At 73.8% G+C, this 20,118-nt stretch carries 20 protein-coding genes; 9 read left to right on the forward strand and 11 right to left on the reverse strand.

Annotated elements, in window-relative coordinates; translation table 11 throughout:
- Positions 1–27: 27 nt before the first annotated feature.
- Complete coding sequence (locus tag AB0D10_RS01745) at positions 28–573, reverse strand: hypothetical protein (RefSeq protein ID WP_360249482.1); 546 nt, start codon at positions 571–573, stop codon at positions 28–30.
- Positions 574–674: 101 nt separating this feature from the next.
- Positions 675–1,256, reverse strand: coding sequence for a MarR family transcriptional regulator (locus tag AB0D10_RS01750; RefSeq protein WP_360249485.1), 582 nt, complete (start codon positions 1,254–1,256; stop codon positions 675–677).
- Positions 1,257–1,400: 144 nt separating this feature from the next.
- On the opposite strand from AB0D10_RS01750, the gene AB0D10_RS01755 reads away from it, so the two are divergent.
- From AB0D10_RS01755 to AB0D10_RS01770, 4 genes are all read left to right on the forward strand, one after another.
- Positions 1,401–2,705, forward strand: coding sequence for an MFS transporter (locus AB0D10_RS01755; protein WP_360249488.1), 1,305 nt, complete (start codon positions 1,401–1,403; stop codon positions 2,703–2,705).
- A gap of 199 nt (positions 2,706–2,904) precedes the next feature.
- Positions 2,905–4,497 (forward strand): phospholipid carrier-dependent glycosyltransferase, encoded by a 1,593-nt coding sequence (locus tag AB0D10_RS01760; protein ID WP_360249491.1) that lies wholly within the window; start codon positions 2,905–2,907, stop codon positions 4,495–4,497.
- Positions 4,497–5,276, forward strand: coding sequence for an ABC transporter permease (locus AB0D10_RS01765; RefSeq protein ID WP_360249732.1), 780 nt, complete (start codon positions 4,497–4,499; stop codon positions 5,274–5,276). Before AB0D10_RS01760 ends, AB0D10_RS01765 begins: the two co-directional genes overlap by 1 nt.
- Positions 5,277–5,534: 258 nt before the next feature.
- Entirely contained in the window at positions 5,535–6,122 is a 588-nt protein-coding gene (locus AB0D10_RS01770) for a TMEM165/GDT1 family protein (RefSeq protein WP_360249494.1), read from the forward strand.
- A gap of 87 nt (positions 6,123–6,209) precedes the next feature.
- Here the strand turns inward: AB0D10_RS01770 and AB0D10_RS01775 are convergent, their stop codons facing one another.
- On the reverse strand, positions 6,210–7,367 hold the full coding sequence (locus AB0D10_RS01775) for a peptidoglycan-binding protein (protein WP_360249497.1): 1,158 nt from the start codon (positions 7,365–7,367) through the stop codon (positions 6,210–6,212).
- Between the two features lie 337 nt (positions 7,368–7,704).
- On the opposite strand from AB0D10_RS01775, the gene AB0D10_RS01780 reads away from it, so the two are divergent.
- Positions 7,705–9,780, forward strand: a complete 2,076-nt coding sequence (locus tag AB0D10_RS01780) for an MFS transporter (RefSeq protein ID WP_360249500.1) — start codon at positions 7,705–7,707, stop codon at positions 9,778–9,780.
- A gap of 106 nt (positions 9,781–9,886) precedes the next feature.
- Positions 9,887–10,363 carry an adenylate cyclase gene (locus tag AB0D10_RS01785; RefSeq protein WP_360249503.1) on the forward strand — a complete coding sequence of 159 codons (477 nt, stop codon included), beginning with the start codon at positions 9,887–9,889 and terminating at the stop codon, positions 10,361–10,363.
- Between the two features lie 209 nt (positions 10,364–10,572).
- Here AB0D10_RS01785 and AB0D10_RS01790 read toward each other — a convergent pair whose 3' ends face one another.
- Positions 10,573–11,049 carry a MarR family winged helix-turn-helix transcriptional regulator gene (locus AB0D10_RS01790; protein WP_360249506.1) on the reverse strand — a complete coding sequence of 159 codons (477 nt, stop codon included), beginning with the start codon at positions 11,047–11,049 and terminating at the stop codon, positions 10,573–10,575.
- 62 nt (positions 11,050–11,111) lie between these two features.
- Here AB0D10_RS01790 and AB0D10_RS01795 point away from each other — a divergent pair, with 62 nt between their 5' ends.
- Positions 11,112–11,522, forward strand: coding sequence for a cupin domain-containing protein (locus tag AB0D10_RS01795; protein WP_360249509.1), 411 nt, complete (start codon positions 11,112–11,114; stop codon positions 11,520–11,522).
- A 69-nt stretch (positions 11,523–11,591) separates the two neighbouring features.
- Entirely contained in the window at positions 11,592–11,918 is a 327-nt protein-coding gene (locus tag AB0D10_RS01800) for an antibiotic biosynthesis monooxygenase (protein WP_360249512.1), read from the forward strand.
- A gap of 102 nt (positions 11,919–12,020) precedes the next feature.
- Here the strand turns inward: AB0D10_RS01800 and AB0D10_RS01805 are convergent, their stop codons facing one another.
- The 3 genes from AB0D10_RS01805 to AB0D10_RS01815 all read right to left on the reverse strand — a co-directional run bounded on the left by AB0D10_RS01805 (position 12,021) and on the right by AB0D10_RS01815 (position 14,460).
- Positions 12,021–12,290 (reverse strand): hypothetical protein, encoded by a 270-nt coding sequence (locus AB0D10_RS01805; protein WP_360249515.1) that lies wholly within the window; start codon positions 12,288–12,290, stop codon positions 12,021–12,023.
- Positions 12,291–12,542: 252 nt separating this feature from the next.
- A complete protein-coding gene (locus AB0D10_RS01810; RefSeq protein ID WP_360249518.1) occupies positions 12,543–13,421 on the reverse strand; it encodes a LysR family transcriptional regulator in 879 nt (292 codons plus the stop codon).
- Positions 13,422–13,551: 130 nt separating this feature from the next.
- Positions 13,552–14,460 (reverse strand): RNA polymerase sigma-70 factor, encoded by a 909-nt coding sequence (locus AB0D10_RS01815; protein ID WP_360249521.1) that lies wholly within the window; start codon positions 14,458–14,460, stop codon positions 13,552–13,554.
- 158 nt (positions 14,461–14,618) lie between these two features.
- Here AB0D10_RS01815 and AB0D10_RS01820 point away from each other — a divergent pair, with 158 nt between their 5' ends.
- Positions 14,619–15,695 (forward strand): FAD-dependent oxidoreductase, encoded by a 1,077-nt coding sequence (locus AB0D10_RS01820; protein WP_360249524.1) that lies wholly within the window; start codon positions 14,619–14,621, stop codon positions 15,693–15,695.
- Positions 15,696–15,746: 51 nt separating this feature from the next.
- On the opposite strand, the gene AB0D10_RS01825 is transcribed toward AB0D10_RS01820, so the two are convergent.
- The 4 genes from AB0D10_RS01825 to AB0D10_RS01840 all read right to left on the reverse strand — a co-directional run bounded on the left by AB0D10_RS01825 (position 15,747) and on the right by AB0D10_RS01840 (position 20,086).
- Positions 15,747–16,487, reverse strand: a complete 741-nt coding sequence (locus AB0D10_RS01825; RefSeq protein WP_360249527.1) for a hypothetical protein — start codon at positions 16,485–16,487, stop codon at positions 15,747–15,749.
- Between the two features lie 61 nt (positions 16,488–16,548).
- The gene (locus AB0D10_RS01830; protein ID WP_360249530.1) at positions 16,549–17,382 is read right to left on the reverse strand and encodes an ECF transporter S component; all 834 of its coding nucleotides are present in this window, start codon (positions 17,380–17,382) and stop codon (positions 16,549–16,551) included.
- Positions 17,379–18,980, reverse strand: coding sequence for an ATP-binding cassette domain-containing protein (locus tag AB0D10_RS01835; RefSeq protein ID WP_360249533.1), 1,602 nt, complete (start codon positions 18,978–18,980; stop codon positions 17,379–17,381). Before AB0D10_RS01835 ends, AB0D10_RS01830 begins: the two co-directional genes overlap by 4 nt.
- Positions 18,977–20,086, reverse strand: a complete 1,110-nt coding sequence (locus AB0D10_RS01840; protein WP_360249536.1) for an energy-coupling factor transporter transmembrane protein EcfT — start codon at positions 20,084–20,086, stop codon at positions 18,977–18,979. Before AB0D10_RS01840 ends, AB0D10_RS01835 begins: the two co-directional genes overlap by 4 nt.
- Positions 20,087–20,118 lie beyond the last annotated feature (32 nt).

The raw sequence follows: 20,118 nt of genomic DNA on the forward strand, positions 1-20,118 counted from the left end.
GCGGCGGGGCGTGTCCCGCCCGGCCGCTCAGACCTTGGCGTAGGCGACCGAGATCGAGGTCGACGAGCTGGTGATCACCAGGTTGTCCGCGCCGCGCTCGGCGAGGCCCGAGCCGCCCCCCGTGGAGGTGACCTCGAAGCCCGCGGCCTTGAGCGCCGCCTGGTACTTGTCGTAGTCACCGGCGGCGGCCTCGCAGGTGATGATGTAGGCGCCCGCAGCGCCGTTGACCAGGGTGATCTTCCCCGGGGGGAGCGGTATGTCGGCGGGCAGGTCGGCCGGCCGGGTCCTGCCGTTCTGGACCACTCCGGCGGGCGGGGTCGCGCCCGCCGGCGGGGCGGCGGCCGGGGTCGTGACCGGGGCGGCCGGGACGGAAGCCGGCTGCGAGGCGGTCGGGGAGGCCGCCGGGGCGGAGCCGGCCGGGGCCGTCGGGGAGGCCGCCGCGGTCGTGCTCGCGGCGGCGCTCGGGGCGGCGGCGGACGAGCCGTCGTCGTTGCAGGCGGTGAGCCCGAGCCCGGCCACGACGACGGCGGCGAGCAGGGCGGACGTGCGCTTGAGCGGCATGGTGTGAGCCAATCGTGTGACGGTGCCTCAGTGTTTCCCGGGCGCCACGCAGATTGGCATACGAAAGGCCGGAAGCCAACGGAAATCCGTCGGTCCGGCCTTCCCCCCGGCGTTCAGGCCAGGTCGGCGGTGCGTCCGGGCGCGTCCGGCCGGCTCTCCTCGATCCGCCGCAGCATCCGGGCCAGCAGGGCGGAGAGCGCGGTGCGCTCCTCACCCACGACGTCCTGGAGCAGCTCCTCCTCGAACACCGCCGCCATCCGCATCGACTCCAGCCACTTGTCGCGGCCGGTCTCGGTCAGCTCGATGATCACCCGCACCCGGTTGGACTCGTCCCGCTCCCGGGTGACCAGGCCGTCGCCCACCATCCGGTCGATCCGGTGCGTCATCGCCGCCGGGGTGAGTCCGAGCCGCTTGGCGAGCTCGCCCGGCCCGAGCCGGTAGGGGCTGCCGGAGACCACCAGGGCCTTGAGCACCTCCCACTCGGCGGAGGTGATTCCGAGCACAGTCAGCTGGCGGTCGTACGCGACGCCCATCCGGCGGGAGACCCGGTTGAGGGTCTGGACGATGGTCTCCACCTGGGGGTCGACGGTGGGGAACTCCCGCTGGTAGAGGGCCACTTGCTCGGCGATGCCGAACTCCAGAGGGGTGGCCGGGGCGGGCTTGTCGGCAGCCGGCGCCGGCTTGTCCGTAGTCATGCGGACCAGTGTCGCACGAGGGTGCACTCCTTAAGCCTTTGACTCGGCAGTCTTCCGGTGCTAAGACTTTATCTCGTCAAACTTTAGCTCTGAAATCTTCTGGACTTAAGAGTATCCAGTCGAACCTTGGAAGGGATGTGCACGGTGACCGGCACGGTGAAGCAGCAGAGGCAGCAGCGACGTGGGGCGGGCAGCCCGCTGCGCCGCGTCCAGATCGGCAACGCGCTCAGCGCGTTCGGCAGCGGATTCACGATGCCGTACATGTTCGTGTACGTGGACCAGGTGCGCGGGCTGGGCTCGCTGGCGGCCGGGATGGTGTTCACCGTCTTCGCGCTGGCGGCCCTCGCGGTCCTGCCGTTCACCGGGCGCGGCATCGACAAGTACGGTCCCCGGCCGGTGCTGCTGGCCGGGACGGCGCTCGCCGCCGCCGGTGCGTTCGCCTTCGGCCACGCCACCGGCACGCCGGCCCTGCTGGTCTCCTCCTTCCTGTTCGGCGCGGGTGTCACCACCTGCCAGCCGGCGCTCGCCACGATGATCGTCCGCTGCTCGACGGCGGCGACCCGTTCGCACGCCTTCGCGCTGCAGTTCACCCTGGTCAACCTGGGCATGGGCATCGGCGCGCTGGTCGGCGGGCAGATCGTCGACGTCGCCGACCCGGCCAGCCTGACCCGGCTGTTCACCATCGAGGCGGCGACCTTCCTCGGCCTGGCCCTGGTCACCGGCACCGCCCGGATGCCGCGGATCCGGCTGAGCGCCGTCCACCCGAAGAGCGAGGGCCCGACCGGCCTGCGCGCGCTGGTCGCCGACAAGGCGATGCTGCGGCTCTGCGTGCTCGCCGGGCTGATCTTCTTCACCTGCTACGGCCAGTTCGAGTCCGGTGTCGCGGCCTTCGCCACCGACACCGTCGGCACCCCGCCCTCCACCCTGGGCTTCGCGATCGGCGCCAACGCGCTGACCATCGTGGTGCTGCAGATGTTCATGGTGCGGATCACCGCGCGCCGCCGCCGCACCACCGCGATGGCCGCGGCCGGTCTGGTCTGGCTCGGCGCCTGGGCGATGGCCCTGGTGGCCGGCCTGATCCGGACCGAGACCATGGCCGCCACGGTCGCCATCGTCTCGATCTACGCGCTCTTCGGCGTCGGCGAGTCGCTGCTCGCGCCCACCATGGGCCCGATGGTCGCCGACCTCGCCCCAGCCCGACTGCTCGGCACCTACAACGCCGGGTACGCCCTGGTGAAGCAGATCGCGATCGCGGTCGGCCCGGCCGTCGGCGTGCTGCTGGTCGGTTCCGGCACCTGGCCGCTCTACCTGGCGGCGATGGCGGGCTCGACGCTGCTCGTCGTCGTCCTGGCGCTGCGGCTGCGCCCGCACCTCACGCCGGAGCAGGACAACGCCGCCCCGGCCGTGGTCCACGCCCTCCCGGTCCGGGAGCTGCAGACCGCCGCGTAGCCGAAGGGTACGCACGAGCGTTCGGAACGGGCGCCGACCAGGTCACCTGGTCGGCGCCCGTCGCGCTTGGCTTAGCGACCACCGCCACATAGTGTCAGTGGCTGTTGACCGCCCGGATCGGCCGCAGCGCCGGGGCCCGGGCAGAGCAGACAGGCGAATCGGCGAGGCAATGACGCAAGCGGCGCTCACGCACCCCCCGGTGGCCCCGGCCCCCGTCGACCCCGCACCGGCTTCGCGCGGCGGCCCGGTCCGCTGGGCGGCCGACCGCTCCGGCTGGCTCGGGCCGATCGGCGTCGCGCTCTTCGCGGGCCTGCTGCGGTTCTGGAACCTCGGCTACCCCAACGCCTTCGTCTTCGACGAGACGTACTACCCCAAGGACGCCTGGTCGCTGCTCCGGCAGGGCTACGAGGGCACCTGGCCGGACCACGCCAACGCCGACATCCTGGCCGTCCCGCAGTCCGTCCCGCTGACCTCCGCGCCCGAGTTCATCGCGCACCCGCCGCTCGGCAAATGGGTGATGGCGATCGGCGAGCAGCTGTTCGGCCTGCACCCCTTCGGCTGGCGGTTCATGACCGCCCTGCTCGGCACCGTCACCGTGCTGATGCTGGCCCGGATCGGCCGCCGGCTCTTCGGCTCCACCCTGATCGGCTGCACCGCCGCACTGCTGATGTCGGTGGACGGCCTGCAACTGGTGATGAGCCGGGTCGGACTGCTCGACGGCATCCAGATGTTCTTCGTGCTCGGCTCCTTCGGCGCCCTGCTGATCGACCGCGACCACGCCCGCGCCCGGCTGGCGGCCGCGGCCGGGGCCGGCGGTGACGCCGACCGGGTGGGGCTCGGGTGGCGTCCCTGGCGGATCGCTGCCGGGGTGCTGATCGGTGCCGCCTGCGCGGTCAAGTGGAACGGCGCGCCGATCCTGGCCGCCTTCGGTGTCCTGACCGTGCTGTGGGACCAGGCCGGCCGCCGGGGCGCCGGAGCCCGCCGCCCCTGGCGGTCCATGCTGCGGCTGGATGCCGGACCGGCCCTCCTGGCCATGGTCGGCTCCGCCCTGGTGGTGTACGTCGGTGCCTGGGGCGGCTGGCTGCTCGGCGGCGGGAACGGCGGCGGGTACGACCGGCACTGGGCGGACGGCCGCGCCGGGCTGTCCCCGGACAGCTTCCTGGGCGTCCCGCTGCCGCAGGTGCCGATGAGCTGGGTGCCCGCGCCGCTGCGCAGTCTGTGGCACTACCACTCGCAGATGTACGACTTCAACACCGGCCTGAGCACCCCGCACACCTACCAGTCCAACCCCTTCGCCTGGCTGGTCGACGGCCGCCCGGTCTCGATGTACTGGGAGCAGGTGCCCGTCGGCAGCCGCGGCTGCACCTCCTCCGGGGGCTGCGCGGCGCAGATCCTCGGCCTGGGCACGCCGTTCCTGTGGTGGGCGGCCTGCTTCGCGCTGGTCTACCTGCTGTGGCGCTGGTTCTTCCGGCGGGACTGGCGCTCGGGCGCGGTGCTGTGCGCGGTGGCCGGGATCTACCTGCCCTGGTTCCGGTACCAGGAGCGGACGATCTTCTCCTTCTACATGGTCGTGCTGGTGCCGTTCCTGTGCCTGGCCGTCGCCCAGATGCTCGGGGCGATGCTCGGCCCGCCCGGCTGCAGCCGCGAGCGCCGCCGGATCGGCGCGATCGGCGCCGGGGCGGTCGTGCTGGCGATCGTCGGCTGCTTCGCCTTCTTCTACCCGCTGTACACGGCGGAGGTGATCCCGATGTCGTCCTGGCAGGACCGGATGTGGTTCACCAGTTGGATCTGATGGTCCTTGCGGCGTCCGGCGGTGGCCAGCTGCTGCCGGTCACCCCGGTGCTTGGGGTGGTCACCGCCGTGCTGTTGGCGGCCGCCGTCGCGGTGGCCGGCAAGGGCCTGCTCGGCCACGGGCACGCGGTGCTGCGGGCCGGGCTGCGGGCGGTGGTGCAGCTGGCGGCGGTCGCCGCCGTGATCACCTGGGTGGTCGGCTCGCTCTGGTGGTCCGCGCTGTTCGTGCTGGTGATGTTCTCGGTCGCGGTGCGCACCGCCGGGCGGCGGATGACCCCGGGGCCCGGCTGGGTCTGGGCGGCCGCGCCGATCGGGGCCGGGGTGCTGCCGGTGCTCACCCTGCTGCTGGCCGTCGGGCTGCTGCCGTTGAAGGGCCTGTCCGTCATCCCGGTCGCGGGCATCCTGATCGGTGGCGCGCTCAGCGCGACCTCGCTGGCCGGGCGACGCGCCCTGGACGAGCTGCGGCAGCGGCGCGGCGAGGTGGAGGCGGCGCTGGCGCTGGGCTTCGAGGAGCGCGAGGCACGGCTGGAGATCTGCCGGACGGCCGCTGCGACCTCGCTCGTCCCGGCCCTGGACCAGACCCGTACGGTCGGGCTGGTCACTCTGCCGGGGGCCTTCGTCGGGATGCTGCTCGGCGGGGCGTCGCCCGTCCAGGCGGGCGCGGTGCAGCTTTTCGTGCTGGTCGGGTTGCTGGCGGTGGAGTCGGTGGCGATCGTGGTGGTCCTGGAACTGGTCGGCCGGGGCCGGGTGGTGGCGGGGGCGCCGGGCGACGCCCGATGACGGCCGGGGTCGCGGGCCCGGGCGCCGACGGCGTCGGGGCGCCGGGCGGCGTCGGGTAGGCTGGGGGCGTTGAAGGGGAGTAGCCCTCCACCGGACCGTCGACATACTGGCCCCCAGGGGCCCGGCGCCCGGGGCACCGCTCGCAGAGCGTTGCCGGCGAGACCTTCGGCCGCAGTGCTGTGACCATGACCAGTGCTGTCGGGCCGAAGCGTCCCCTGGCGGAGCTGCGGAGGCCGGGCAGCCGGACCGAGGAACCCCTTGATGAGTTTCACCGTCGCCGTGTTGACCTTCGGCATCATCTTCCTGGCCGAACTGCCGGACAAGACCGCGCTGGCCAGTCTGGTGCTCGGTACCAAGTACCGCGCGAGCTACGTCTTCGCCGGCATCGCCGCCGCCTTCGCCCTCCAGGTGGGCATCGCGCTCGTCGCCGGGCACCTGCTGTCGCTGCTGCCGCACCGCTGGGTGGAGGGCGTCACCGGCCTGCTCTTCCTGGTCGGTGCGGCGATGCTGCTGTTCCACGGCGGCGGGGACGAGGACGAGCACGCGGCCAAGGAGCCGTCCTCGAACAGCTTCTGGAAGGTGGCCGGGGCCGGCTTCGTGGTCGTCGCGATCGCCGAGTTCGGCGACCTGACCCAGATCATGACCGCCAACCTGGCCGCCAAGTACGCCGATCCGCTGGCCGTGGGCCTCGGTTCCTGGCTGGCGCTCTGCGCGGTCGGCGGGATCGCCATCGTGGGCGGGCAGAAGCTGCTCAAGTACGTGCCGATGAAGCTGATCATCCGGGTGGCGGCGTCGATCATGGTGGTGCTGGCGGGCGTCAGCCTCTTCGGGGCGATCACCGGCTGACGGTGGCCCCGGTGGCCCCGGCCACCCCGGCCGGCCGACGGGCGGCGTCCGCTGACCGGCGGGCGCCGCCCTTCCGCGTGCCCGGGGTCAGCAGCCGGGATCGGCGGTGAGGACGGACTGGGTCTTGGGACCGTAGACGTTGTTCTCGCCCTTGATGTGGTTCTGGCGCTGGTAGTCGCCGAGCACCGACTGGGTCCAGTAGTCGAAGGTGCCGGTGACGATCGACTTGTCGACGAATCCGCATTCGGCCGTGTACAGGCGCTGCTGCATGTCCTTGACGTCGGGCCCGGTCATCCCCAGCTTCAGCAGCCGCGGGGTGGGCGTGGGCGTGGGCGTCGGCGTGGGCGTCGGCGTCGGGGTGGGGGTCGGCGTGGGCGTCGGGGTGGGCGTGGGCGTCGGCGTGGGGGTCGGCGTCGGGGTGGCGGTCTTCGACGGCGTCGGCTTGCGGGTCGCCGTCGCCGACGGGCTCGGCGCCTCGCTGGTCGAGGCCGACGCGGTCGTCGTGGGCACCGCCGCCGGGGTCGGGTCCACCGGCGCGGGCGCCAGGGTGGTGGTCGGCAGGGGCTGCGCCTGCTTGGCGTCCGGCTCGGAGGAGGGCGTCACGGCGTACGCGACGCCGATGGTGAGCGCCACCAGGGCGGCGCCGACCCCGACCAGCAGACCCTTGCGCTCGGTCAGCGGGCTCCCGGTGCCCTGCTCGGCCGCCCGGCGGGCGGCCCGGCCGCCGGTCCCCGGCTCGGGCCCGGCCGGGACGTTGTCGAAGGGGAAGAGGCCGATCTCGCCCCCGCCACCGGGCCCGGCCGGCGAGCGCGGCGGCGCGGCCGCGTACGCGCCGGGCCCGGAGGGCGGCACCGGCGGCAGCACCGTGGTGGCGTAGGCGTCGGCGTCCGGCCCCAGCGGCGGCTGCCCCGGGAGGACGGGCGGCAGCACCGTGGTCGCGTAGGCATCCGCGTCCGGCCCGAGCGGCGGGGTGACCGGCGCGCCGGCGGCGAAGGGCGGCCCGGGGGCGAACGGCGCGCCGGGGGCGACCGGCGGCAGCACGGTGGTCGCGAACGGGTCCACCGTCGGCGCTTGCGCCGACGGCTCCTCGGCTACCTGGCCGGCGGTCTGCGGGACGTACGGGCGCACCAGCGGCGGGCCCTCGATGTGGGGGAGGACGGCCGTCTCGGTGAGGCTCGGGTCCGGGACGCAGCCGCACCCGGTTGAGCGTGCGGTGCCGCACGTCGGGCAGTGCTGGTCCGGCATCGGCCGGTCCTCCTCGGTTTCGGTCGGTCTCGCGGGCGGTCTCGACGGCTCCCGGGCGGGGCCCGGGGCGGACGATCGCGCCTGATTATGCAGGACGTCCCGGGGGCGGGACAGGGGCGTCCTGCCTCCGGCGGGGGTGTTGTGCCGGTTGGTGCCGGTTGGCTCCCCCGAGAACGCCCCGGACGCCGCCGATGTCCCCGATGCTTACGTTCGGCTCAACCCGGAGGAACAAAACTGGACGAATCTGCCAGCATGGTGAGCTGGGAGTGATCATCCGCACGGGGCCCGGCAACCGGGGCCCGCGACCCTTCGGAGACGCCATGCCCACGGAGACGCCATGACGGATCCGCTCGCCGCGTCCGACCGGAGCCCGGCGAGCGAGCCCGGCCCGCCGACGGTCGCCGTCCACAACCTCTGGGTGCCGATTGGGGCCCTGCTGCTGGCGATGCTGCTCGCGGCCCTCGACCAGACCATCGTCTCCACCGCGCTGCCCACCATCGTCAGTGACCTCGGCGGCCTCGACCACCTGTCCTGGGTGGTCACCGCCTACCTGCTGGCCTCCACCGCCGCGACCCCGCTCTGGGGCAAGCTCGGCGACATGTACGGCCGGAAGCGCTTCTTCCAGGCTTCCATCGTGATCTTCCTGATCGGCTCGGTGCTGTGCGGCGCCGCGCAGAACATGGGGGAGCTGATCGCCTTCCGGGCGCTCCAGGGCCTGGGCGGCGGCGGTTTGATGGTGCTCTCCCAGGCGATCGTCGGCGACCTCGTCCCGCCCCGCGACCGCGGCCGCTACCAGGGCCTGTTCGGCGCCGTGTTCGGCGTGACCAGCGTGCTCGGGCCGCTGCTCGGCGGGCTGTTCGTCGACCACCTCAGCTGGCGCTGGGTCTTCTACGTCAACCTGCCGATCGGCATCGTCGCCCTGGTGGTGATCGCCGCGGTGCTGCACCCGACGGAGGCGCGGCGCGAGCACCGGATCGACTACCTCGGCACCGCGCTGATCGCCGCCGTGGCCACCTGCCTGGTGCTGATGACCTCGCTCGGCGGCACCACCTGGGACTGGAACTCCTGGCAGATCACCGGCCTCGGCGTGCTCGGCATGGTGCTGCTGCTCGCCTTCGTCCTGGTCGAGCGGACGGCCGTCGAGCCGGTCCTGCCGCTGCGGCTGTTCCGCTCACGGACCTTCAGCCTGGTCGTGGTGATCTCCTTCGTGATCGGCTTCGCGATGTTCGGCGCGCTCACCTACCTGCCGACCTTCCTCCAGGTGGTCATGCAGGTCTCGCCCACCATGTCCGGCATCCACATGCTGCCGATGGTGCTGGGCATGCTGGTCACCTCCATCGGCTCCGGCCAGATCGTCGCCCGCACCGGCCACTACCGGATCTTCCCGATCGCCGGGACCGCCGTGACGACGGTGGGACTGCTACTGCTCTCCCGGCTGGACGAGCACAGCAGCACCACCGAGATGAGCTTCTACTTCCTGGTCTTCGGCCTCGGGCTGGGCCTGGTGATGCAGGTGCTGGTGCTGATCGTGCAGAACTCGGTCGGTTACGAGGACCTCGGCGTGGCCACCGCGGGCGTGACCTTCTTCCGGTCCATCGGGGCCTCCTTCGGCGTCTCCATCTTCGGCACGGTCTTCGCGAGCGGACTGCGCGACCGGCTCGCCGACGTCCTGGCGGGCGTGCCACTGCCGCCCGGGTTCCGGCCCGAGGCCATCGCCACCGACCCGCGGGTCATCCCGCAGCTGCCCGCCCCCGTCCAGGAGGGGATCTACCACGCCTACGCGGAGTCGATCACCCGCGTCTTCCTGTATGCGGTGCCCGTCGCGGTGGTCGCCTTCGTGCTGTCGCTGTTCCTGCGGGAGCAGCCACTGCGCTCCACCGTCACCGCGCCCGACCTGAGCGAGTCCATCGGGCTCAACCCGGTGGAGCGCAGCTCCCTGGACGAGATCGCCCGCGCGCTCTCGGTGCTGATCACCCGCGAGGCCCGTCGCGACCTCTTCCGGCGGATCACCGCCACCGCCGGGCTGGACCTGCTGCCCGCCTCCAGCTGGCTGCTCCTGCAGATGCACCAGCACGGCTCGGTCGAACCGGCGGAACTGGCCGAGCGGCGGATCGTGCCGATCGCCGTCGTCGAGGACGCCGTCCGGGAGGTGGAGGGCCGGGGGCTGGCCGCGCGGAACGGGGGGCTGCTCCTGCGGCTCACCGAACCGGGGGAGGAGGCCGCACTGCGACTGGTCGCCGCCCGGCGCGCCCAACTTGCCGACCTGCTGGGCGACTGGGACGAGAAGCAGTACACCGACCTCGCCGAACTGCTGACCAGGCTCAGCTCCACGCTCTGCGCCGACCTGCGGGACAAGCCCGACCCGGTCGGGCCGGAGCCGCCGTACCGGGGCGGCGAGGGGCGGTCGTTCTGAGGCGTCCGGGCCGGTGGGAGCGGCGGGGCGCGACCGGGTGACGTATCGTCGCGTACCGGCCCCGGCCGCGTCGGCCGCCGGGGGAACTCCGTCGAGAGGGTGCGGCATGCCGCTCGAAATCGAGCGCAAGTTCCGGCTGGACGCCTTCGAACCGCCGGAGACGGCGGTGCGGCAGCACATCGACCAGGGCTACATCGCGATCAATGACGACGGGACCGAGGTGCGGCTGCGCCGGATCGGCGGCAGCCACGTCCTCGGCGTCAAGCGCGGCAAGGCGGGGGCCTCCGCCGTCCGCGTCGAGGTGGAGCGCGAGCTCGGCGAGGAGGAGTTCACCGAGCTCTGGCCGGCCACCGAGGGCGCCCGGCTGCTCAAGGACCGGTACACCTTCGACTCGGCCGGCGTCACCGTCGAGGTCGACGTCTACCAGGGGGAGTTGGCGGGCTTGCTGACCGTCGAGGTCGAGTTCGGCTCGGTCGCCGAGGCCGAGGCCTTCACCCCGCCGGACTGGTTCGGCGCCGAGATCACCGGTGTCGCGGCGTACAAGAACCAGACCCTCGCGACGCGGGGACTCCCGCAGGCCTGACGTCTCGGCGGCCCGGTCGGGACCCCGAGGGCAGCCGGCCGTGCCGGACCGCCCGTCCGCCGGACTCGAAGTTGCTCGACCCGACCACCGTGGTCGGCGTTCCGGCCGAGCTCACCGCGAAGCTGCCGACTGTCGGCCAGTGGCCGCGCACACCCGTGCCACCCCGTCCTCCTGCGGCGGGGTGGCACGTGTGCGTTCGCGTCGTTCCCTCACGGCGAGCCGAACCAGCGCGGGGTGTCGAGACGGAACGGGTCGCCGGGGGCGAGTCGGCGCAGGCCGTCCTCCACCTGGCGCAGCTGGTCCTCGCCGAGGGTGGCGGACCACTCGGCGCGCAGTTCGTCGAAGATCCGGGCCGAGCGGACCAGGCAGTCCACGCCCCGGTCGGTGAGCCGGACCACCTTGCGGCGGGCGTCGGCCGGGTCGCTGCCGCGCTCGACGTAGCCGAGCTGCTCCAGCTGTTCGACGGTCTTGCCGGCGGCCTGCTTGGAGACGCCGAGGCTGCGCCCGAGTTCGACGGCGGTGGTGCCGTGCGGGCCGATCGCCTGGAAGACGAAGCCGTGCATCGGGCGTAGGTCCGGGTGTCCTTCCCGGGCGATGCGCTCGTGCAGTTCGTCGATGATCGTCCGGAAGGCGAGGAGCAGGCGCAGCGGCAGTTCGAAGCCGGGCGGGGCCGGTTCACTTGACACGATAGACAACCTCATTGACCATATAGACAACTTGATTGTCCATCTTAGGGGGTTCCACCACCATGTCCGTGATCCGCCGCTCCGACGCCCGCCGGTCCGAGACCCCGAACGCCGAGATGACCACCTTCGCCTCGCCCACCCAGGGCTCCGCCACCCTCGCGATGTGGCAGGTCGACATGCGGGCCGGCACCCAGGGCCCGCTCCACGCCATGGACGCCGAGCAGATCTGGACCTTCCTCGACGGCTCCGCCGCCGTCGAACTGGCCGGGGAGAAGCACGAACTCGCCACCGGCGACACCCTCGTCCTGCCCGCCGACACCGCCCGCCGCATCACCACCGCCGAGGGCTTCACTGCCGTCGTCGCCTCCACCTCCCCTTCCCGCGCCTACAACCCCGACGCCATCACCCCCGAGGGCGCCTGCGCCCTCGCCCCGCGCGACGCCGAACGCCTCCTCCCGGCGTGGATCGCCTGAGCGCCAGAGCGCCTGCTCACCTGAGCGGCGGGACGCGGGCCGCCCTGTCAGGTGAGGCAGGATGGACCCATGAGCGTAGTCAAGATCAACGTACTGACCGTTCCCGCCGAGCAGCGCGAGGTGCTGGAGAAGCGCTTCGCCTCCCGCGCCGGCACGGTCGAGGGCTCCGACGGCTTCGAGTGGTTCGAGCTGCTCCGCCCGGTCGAGGGCACCGACAACTACCTCGTCTACACGCGCTGGCGCGACGAGGAGTCCTTCCAGGCCTGGATGGAGGGCCCGATGAAGTCGGCCCACCAGGGCGGCGGTGAGGGCGAGGCCCCCAAGCGTCCTGCGGCCTCCGGCTCCACCCTCTGGTCCTTCGACGTCGTCCAGTCGACCGGTCCCAAGGGCGCCTGAGCCCCCATTCGTCGTTCGCTGTCCGTGCGTCGGGCCCTTCCCCTGGTGGGGGGAGGGCTCGACGCACGTCCCGGGCGCCCGCGGTGGGTGCGGGGCGTGCGGCTACCGGCCCGTGGGGTGCAGGCCCAGGCTGCTCAGCAGCATTCCGATGACGGCCGTGCCCGTGACCGTCATGACGAGTCCGCCCCAGACCTTCGGGAAGATCCGCTGGAACGCGGGTGACCGGCCGATCCAGCCGCGTGGCATGACCTTGCGTCTGAAGACCAGCAGGCCGAGGGTGAAGAGTCCGCAGACCAGGGCCAGGGCGAGCCAGTGCCCCGGGTTGCTCGGATCGATCTGCTCGCCCTGCGCGGCCAAAACGACATGCCTCACGGTGACCCCCTGGATGTGGACCGTGTCCACCCTGGACCGTACGTACGCCGGTCCATCCCGTCAACCGGCTTCCCGGGGGCTCAACTCGCCCTCACAGGAGTGGGCTTCGGGTCCCGTCCGGCTGATCTCCGTTCGCGGCGGTGGCCCGGGCCGCCGGGTTCGCGCTCCCGATGCCGTGCACCGCCCGCTACGTCGCTGCCGTGTCGGCGCCAAGGCCGCTGTCCGGTGACCGCCTCCGGCGACCGGGCGGGTTCAGGCCGGGGCGGCGTACAGGACCTCGCGCAGTCCCGGCACGGTCTCGCGGCCCGCGCGCCAGACCAGGCGCAGGCGCAGCGGCGGGGGAACGAGCGGCAGGCGGACCAGGGTGCCGGCGGCCAGCTGGTCGTGGACCGCGAACTCCGGCAGGAGCGCGACGCCGAGGCCCTGTTCGGCGCAGGCACGGGTGACGGCGACACCGCCGGTGCGGACGCGGTCGACGTCCTGGCCGAACAGGCGCTCGCCGGCGAGGCGGAAGGAACAGGCAGGGGTGTCGACGAGGAGGCGCCGGCCGCGCAGGTGCTCGCGGGTGAGCGAGGTGGCGCCGGCGAGCGGGTCGGTGGGGGCGGCGACCAGGGCGAGCGGGACGTCCTGCAGGTCGACGTGGTCGAGCGGGGCCGGGGGCAGGTAGAAGCCGAGGTCGCCGAGCGGGCCGGCGGTGTCCAGGATCAGCGCCGCCTCCAGGGCCCCGGCCGCGACCCCGCCGAGCAGGCCGTCCCGGGCGGTGCCGGTGTGCAGGGATATCTCCAGGCCGGGCCGGTGTTCGGCGAGCCGGGCGAGCACGGCGGGCAGGTGGGTGGCCGCGATGCTCCCCAGTGCGCCGAGCCGCAGCCGGGCACGGACGGCGACCACCTCCCGCCGGGCCTGCTCGGCCTGCTCCAGCAGCCGCCGGGACCACGGCAACAGCCGCTCCCCGGCCGGGGTGAGGGTCATACCGCGCAGGGCCCGTTCGAACAGCTCGGTGCCCAGGCTCCGCTCCAGCGTGCGGATCTGCTCCGAAACGGAGGACGGGGCGAGTCCGAGCGCCACGGCCGCGCCGGGCACGGTGCGGTGGGCGACGACGGCCTCGAAGACGCGCAACTGACGTAGTTCCACTGGTTTCCCCGACTTCCGAACGACCTCGTCTGTCCGTGTTGCGGGACAGCGTACGGCCGTGCCGTGCGCGTGCGTTCGGAAACGTCGGACGTCGGACGTCGGACGCCGGACGGGATCGAGGGAACGCGGCTCAGAGGCTCACCGTCGTCTCCCGCGTCATGTACGTCAGCTTCTCCGGGTTGCGCACCGAGTAGATGCCGGTGATCAGTCCCTCGTCGAGCCGCATCGCCACCACCAGGTCGATCTCCCCGTCGATCCGCAGGACCAGCGCCGGGTGCCCGTTGACCTGGGCGGGTTCGGTCGTCACCACCGGGCCCCACAGGGCGACGCCGGCGGTCAGCAGGCGGGCGACCGGCTCGGCCCCGACGGTGGGCCGCGGCATGGCCTGCTTGATGCCGCCGCCGTCGCTGAGGGCGACCACGTCGGGGGCGAGGAGGTCCAGCAGGCCCTGCAGGTCACCGGTCTCGACGGCCCGCTGGAAGGCCGCGATCGCGGTCCGGGCCTGTTCCGGCGAGACGGTGCCGCGCGGACGGCGCGCCGCGACGTGCACCCGCGCCCGGTGGGCGATCTGGCGGACCGCGACCGGGGTCTTGTCGACGGCCTCGGCGATCTCCTCGTACCCGAGGTCGAACACCTCGCGCAGTACGAACACGGCCCGCTCGGTGGGCGCGAGGGTCTCCAGGACCATCATCATCGCCATCGAGATGCTGTCGGCCAGCTCGACCTGTTCGGCCACGTCGGGCGAGGTGAGCAGCGGTTCGGGCAGCCACGGCCCGACGTACGACTCCCTGCGCCGGCTGAGCGTGCGCAGCCGTCCGAGTGCCTGCCGGGTGGTGATCCGGACCAGGTAGGCGCGGTGGTCGCGCACCGTGGCGAGGTCGACGCCCGCCCAGCGCAGCCAGGTCTCCTGCAGGACGTCCTCGGCGTCCACCGCCGAGCCGAGCATCTCGTAGGCGACGGTGAAGAGCAGGTTGCGGTGGGCGACGAACGCCTCGGTGGCCGGGTCGGGACGGCGGCCGTCGTCGCTCTCGCTGCTCATGGTCTCTCCTCCTGGTTCGGCGCTGCCTCCCACAGGACGCCGGACCCGGCCGATCCGTGACATGCCGCGCCGTGTGTCCCGCGCCACACCGGTGCGGTGTCACGGCTCCGGGCCCGGCGGTATCTCCATGCCGACGAGCAGACGGCAGGGAGGCAGAGATGAGGGTGATTCCCGAGATGAAGGTCGTCGTGGTGGGCGCCGGGTACGCGGGGATGCTCGCGGCCAACCGGGTCGCGAGGAAGGTGCGGGCCGCCGAGGTCACGGTGGTCAACCCCCGCCCCGACTTCGTGGAACGCGTCCGGCTGCACCAGCAGGTCGCCGGGACGGCCGTCGCCGCGACGCCGATCGCGGCGATGCTCCGCACCGGGGTGGCGCTGCGGGTCGGCGCCGTCGACCGGATCGCCGAGGGCCGGGTCGTCCTCGACGACGGCGCGTCCCTCTCCTTCGACTGGGCGTTCCTCGCCGTGGGCAGCACGGTGCGGCCGCTGCCGGGCACCGTCCCGGTCGGTACCTGGGAGGGGGCGGAGCGGGCGCGGGCACTGCTCGCCTCGCTGACGCCGAGCAGCACGGTGACGGTGGTCGGCGGCGGCGCGACGGGCATCGAGACGGCGGCCGAGGTGGCAGGGGCGCGGCCGGACCTGAAGGTGCGGATCGTCGGGCCGGCGGTCGCCGACGGCTTCACCGACCGGGCGTACCGGAAGGTCCGGGCCGGGCTGGAGCGGCTGCGGGTCGAGATCACGGACGACGGCGTCACGGCGGCCGCCGACGGCGTCGTGCACCTGCGGTCGGGCGTGTCACTGATCTCCGACCTCACGCTGTGGGCGATCGTGTCCGGCGTCCCCGACCTGGCGACGCGCAGCGGTCTGACCGTGGACGAGGACGGCCGCGCGGTCGTGGAGGCGTCGCTGCGCAGCGTCGACGACGAACGGATCTTCGCCGTCGGCGACTGCGCCGCGGTCCCCGGCGCCCGCTTCGCCCGTGCCCTGGCCGGCCCGCAGGCCGCCCACGCCGTCGACAACGTGGCCCGTCTGATCGCCGGCCGCACCCCCACGCCGTACACGCCGCGCTACATCGCCCGCGCCGTCACCCTCGGCCGCCACGACGCCGTCGGTCAGTTCACCCGGCGCGATGACACCCTCCGGCGGGTGCACGTCAGCGGGCGCCCCGGGGTCGTGATCAAGGAGCTTGCCTCGCGCGGCGGCCTGTACGGCGCCCGCACGGGGCACGGCGGCTGACCGGGCCCGGGCGGGCCCGTCACGGGTGCCGGGCGGCGGTGTGGCCGGTGCTCACCAGGTGAGGAAGTCGGGCAGTTCGGCGGCGGGCGGGAGCGGTGCGTCCGCCGGCAGCGGGCGGATCTGGACGAAGGCGTGCTCGAACTGCGAGTAGGAGAAGCCGTCCAGGCCCGGGGCGACGACCAGGACGTTGTCGCCCCGGCGCCAGATCCGGTACCGCCAGTGGTAGTCGAACCCGGGCCGGCGCCGGTGCGTCACGTCGTGGTCGGGCGGGCCGAGGAGTTCGGTGAACAGGTCGGCGACGGCGTCCAGTTGGGCGTCGAAGGTCCCGGCGGGCGGGTCGACGAGGCTGTGCCAGCCGGGCTGGTCCGCCCAGAAGTCCTCCGTCCAGACCCCGTCGGGGTGGATCCAGTACTCGTAGGCGAACGGCATGGCGAGGCGGTCGTCGCCGTACACCAGGTGCCCGGCGGGGGTGTACGCCTTCTCGTTGAAGTCGCCGTAGTGGGCGCCGGTCGAACGCCAGCCGGCGTCCAGCACGGCCTTCTCGGTGAGTTCGGGGTCCTCCCAGTCGAGTTCCACCATCCCGGCGATCCGGGCGGCCAGTTCGGGGGTGACGGGGCAGACCGCGACGGTCCACGGGGCGTCCTCGTCCTCGTCCTCGTCCTCGACGGCGTCGGCGTCGGGGTCGGGGTCGGGGTCGGCGAGGGGCCCGTCGGAGACCGGGGCGAGGGACTCGGATGTGGCGGTCACCGGCTCGGCGGACACGGCGTCGTCTGACACGGACTCGGCGGACACGGGGAACTCCGTTCTGGTGCGGCGCGGGGCGTTCACCCTACGCGCACGCGGGAGCGGCGGTTCACCCCGCCGGCGGTCGGAAGGTGACCGGCGCGTCGAAGGCGGCCCGGCGAGTGGTGCGGCGCAGGGCGCGCAGGACGGGGGTGCCGAGGGTGAGGCACAGGACGACGGTCAGCGCGGCCCTGGGCAGGTCCCAACCCAGTGACGTGGTCAGGCAGTAGGCGGCGAAGCGGACCAGGTTGGCGGGCAGCGGGTCGCCGGGGACGAAGGAGACCGAGCCGGCCAGTCCGCCGATGTACGGCCAGCCCTGCAGATTCATGATGGTGCCGTACAACAGGGCGGACACCGCGCCGTATCCCGCCAGCAGCAGGAGTTCGCGGCGTCCGCGCAGCGCGGCGGAGCCCGGCAGCAGTCCCGCGCCGAGGCAGACCCAGCCCATCGCCAGCATCTGGAACGGCAGCCACGGCCCGACCCCGCCGGTGAGCAGTGCGGAGGCGAACATCGACAACGAGCCCAGGACGAAGCCGAAACCGGGGCCGAGCACCCTCCCGGACAGCACCATGAGGAAGAACATCGGCTCCAGCCCGGCCGTTCCGGCGCCGAGGGGGCGCAGCGCCGCGCCTGCCGCCGCCAGGACGCCCAGCAGCGCGACGGACTTGGCGTCGAGCCCCGGGGCGCCGCCGCCCGCCTGCCGCCCTTCGGAGATCTGCGCGACGACGACGGCGAGCAGGAGGGGCAGCAGCAGCGCGAACAGCCAGGGCGCGTCGGTGGCGTGGCCGACCAGCGCGGACTTGGTCGAGGCGAGCAGCGGCCAGCCGAAGGCGGCGACGCCGACCAGCGAGGTCAACGACAGCACCGCGACCGACCGTCGGCCGAGCGGGACCGGACGGCTCATGCGCCGATCGCCTCCCCGACCTGGCGCACGGTGAGCCACGGCCCCGGCGCCAGCACCTTGGCGACCTGCGGGGCGAACGCGGGGGAGGAGACCACGACTTCGGCCGTCGGTCCGTCCGCGACGATCTCGCCCTCGGCCAGGATCACCGTGCGGTGGGCGAGTTCGGCCGCCAGCTCGACGTCGTGGGTCGCCAGCAGCACCGCGTGGCCCTCGGCAGCGAGGCCGCGCAGGATCTCCACCAGCCGGGCCTTGGCCGCGTAGTCCAGGCCGCGGGTCGGCTCGTCGAGCAGCAGCAGCGGGGGCCGGGCGGTGAGCACGACGGCGAGTGCGAGGGTGAGCCGCTGGCCCTCGGAGAGGTCGCGCGGGTGGGCGGCGTCGGCGATGCCGGGCAGCAGACGTTCGACCAGGGCGCGGCAGGTGCCGGGTTCGGCGCCCGCGTCGGTGTCGGCCGCCGCGCATTCGGCGGCGACGGACTCGCCGTACAGCAGGTCGCGCGGGTCCTGCGGGACGAGGCCGACCTGCCGGATCAGTTCGGCGGGGCGGGTGCGGTGCGGGACGTGGCCACCGACCCGGACGCTGCCGGAGGCGGGGGCGTGCAGGCCGACCAGGCCGCCGAGCAGGGTGGACTTGCCGGCGCCGTTGCGGCCCATCAGCGCGGTGATCTCGCCGGGGCGGAGTGCGAGGTCCACGCCGCGCAGGGCGTGGACCGGGCCGCGCCGGACGGCGAGGCGGTCGGTGACGGCGATCGGTTCCCCGGTGGGGGCGGGCGCGGCGGCGGGCGCGCGGCCGTCCAGCTCGGCGCGCAGGGACGCCGCCCTGCGTCGCGCGTCGCGCACCGACAGGGGCAGCGGCCGCCAGCCGGCGAGCCGGCCGAGGCCGACGACGGGCGGGTGCACCGGCGAGTGCGCCATCACGTCGGCCGGTTCGCCCAGCACCGGGGGCGCGCCCGGGGTCAGCAGCAGGACCTGGTCGGCGTACTGGACGACGCGTTCCAGCCGGTGCTCGGCCATCAGCACGGTGGTGCCGAGGTCGTGCACCAGTCGCTGCAGGACGGCCAGTACCTCCTCGGCCGCGCCCGGGTCCAGGGCCGAGGTCGGCTCGTCGAGGACCAGCACCCGCGGGTGCACGGTGAGCACCGAGCCGATGGCGACGCGTTGCTGCTGGCCGCCGGAGAGGGAGCCCAGCGCGCGGTCACGCAGGTCGGCGAGGCCGAGCAGGTCGAGGGTCTCCTCCACCCGGCGGCGCATCACGTCGCCCGGCAGGCCGAGTGACTCCATGCCGTAGGCGAGTTCGTCCTCCACCGTGTCGGTGACGAAGTGCGCCAGCGGGTCCTGCCCCACCGTGCCGACCAGGTCGGCGAGTTCGCGCGGCCGGTGTTCCCGGGTGTCCCGGCCGCCGACGGTGACCCGGCCGTGCAGGACGCCACCGGTGAAGTGCGGCACCAGGCCGCTGACCGCGCCCAGCAGGGTCGACTTGCCGGAGCCCGACGGGCCCACCAGCAGGCAGAGTTCACCCTCGGGGACGGTGAGGTCGACGCCGTCGAGGACGGGTGCGGCGGACTCGTCGTACCGGACGGAGACCTGCTCGAAGGTGATCACGATGCCCTCCGGGGCGGGGTCGGGGCGGCGAACGCCGGTACCAGGCCGAGCAGGACGGTCAGGACGGCGGCCAGCGGCAGCGCGGGGACGGTCGGCGGGACGACGGTGGGGGCGAAGGCGGCCGGGTCCCGTGCGGCCAGGTAGGTGGTGAGGGCTGCCACGGCGACTCCGGATCCGGCGGTCAGCCACTCGGGCAGCGCCCAGGGGTCGGGCCGGTAGCGGGTCCTGACGGATCGCCGGCTGCCGAGGAGCAGTCCGGCGAAGGCGGCGGCCAGGCCGAGCGCCAGCACCGGGAGGGCCCAGCCGGTGCCGCCGGCGGTCAGCAGCCCGTACGCGGCGAGGCAGACGCCGAGCAGTCCGGCCAGGGTGAGTGCGGCCGTCACCCGGGCGAGCCGGCGCGGGATGTCGGCGGTGCGGCCGAATCCGCGGGTGTCCATCGCGGCGGCCAGCGCGATGGAGCGCTCCAACGCACCCTCCAGTACGGGCAGTCCGACGCTCAGCACGGCCGTGACGCCCTTGTCGCTGCGGCCGCGCAGCCGCCGTGCGGCGCGCAGCCGGCGGACGTCCGCGACCAGGTTGGGGGCGAAGGTCATCGCCACCACCACGGCCACGCCCGCCTCGTAGAGCGCGCCGGGCAGGGTGCGCAGCAGCCGGGCCGGGCTGGCCAGGGAATTGGCGGCGCCGACGCAGACCAGCAGGGTCGCCAGGCGCAGCCCGTCGTACAGCGCCGCGAGCAGGCCTTCGACGGTCACCCGGCCGCCGATCCGCACGCCCTGCGCCCAGGCGGGCAGCGGCACTTCGGGCAGGGTGAACAGCACGTGGGTGCCGGGGATCGGCGAGCCGAGGAACACCGCGAACACCAGCCGGATCCCGAGCACCAGCAGGCCCAGCCGCAGGAACGCCCCGTACGACCGCGACCAGGGCGCGTCGCCGCGCCGGGCCGCGACCACGTACCCGGCGACGGCGGCGAGCAGCAGCAGGATCGCCGGGTTGGTGGTGCGGGTCGCCGCCGCGCCCAGCCCGAGTGCCCACAACCACCAGGCCCCGGGGTGCAGTTGGCGGGGCCCGGTGGGCGGTCGGGTGCTATGGGTGGAGGTGCTGCGCACGGCGGCTTCCTGGGCGGGGTTCACGGGTCCAT

The organism is Kitasatospora sp. NPDC048545, from assembly GCF_040651155.1.
Classification (GTDB): Bacteria; Actinomycetota; Actinomycetes; order Streptomycetales; family Streptomycetaceae; genus Kitasatospora.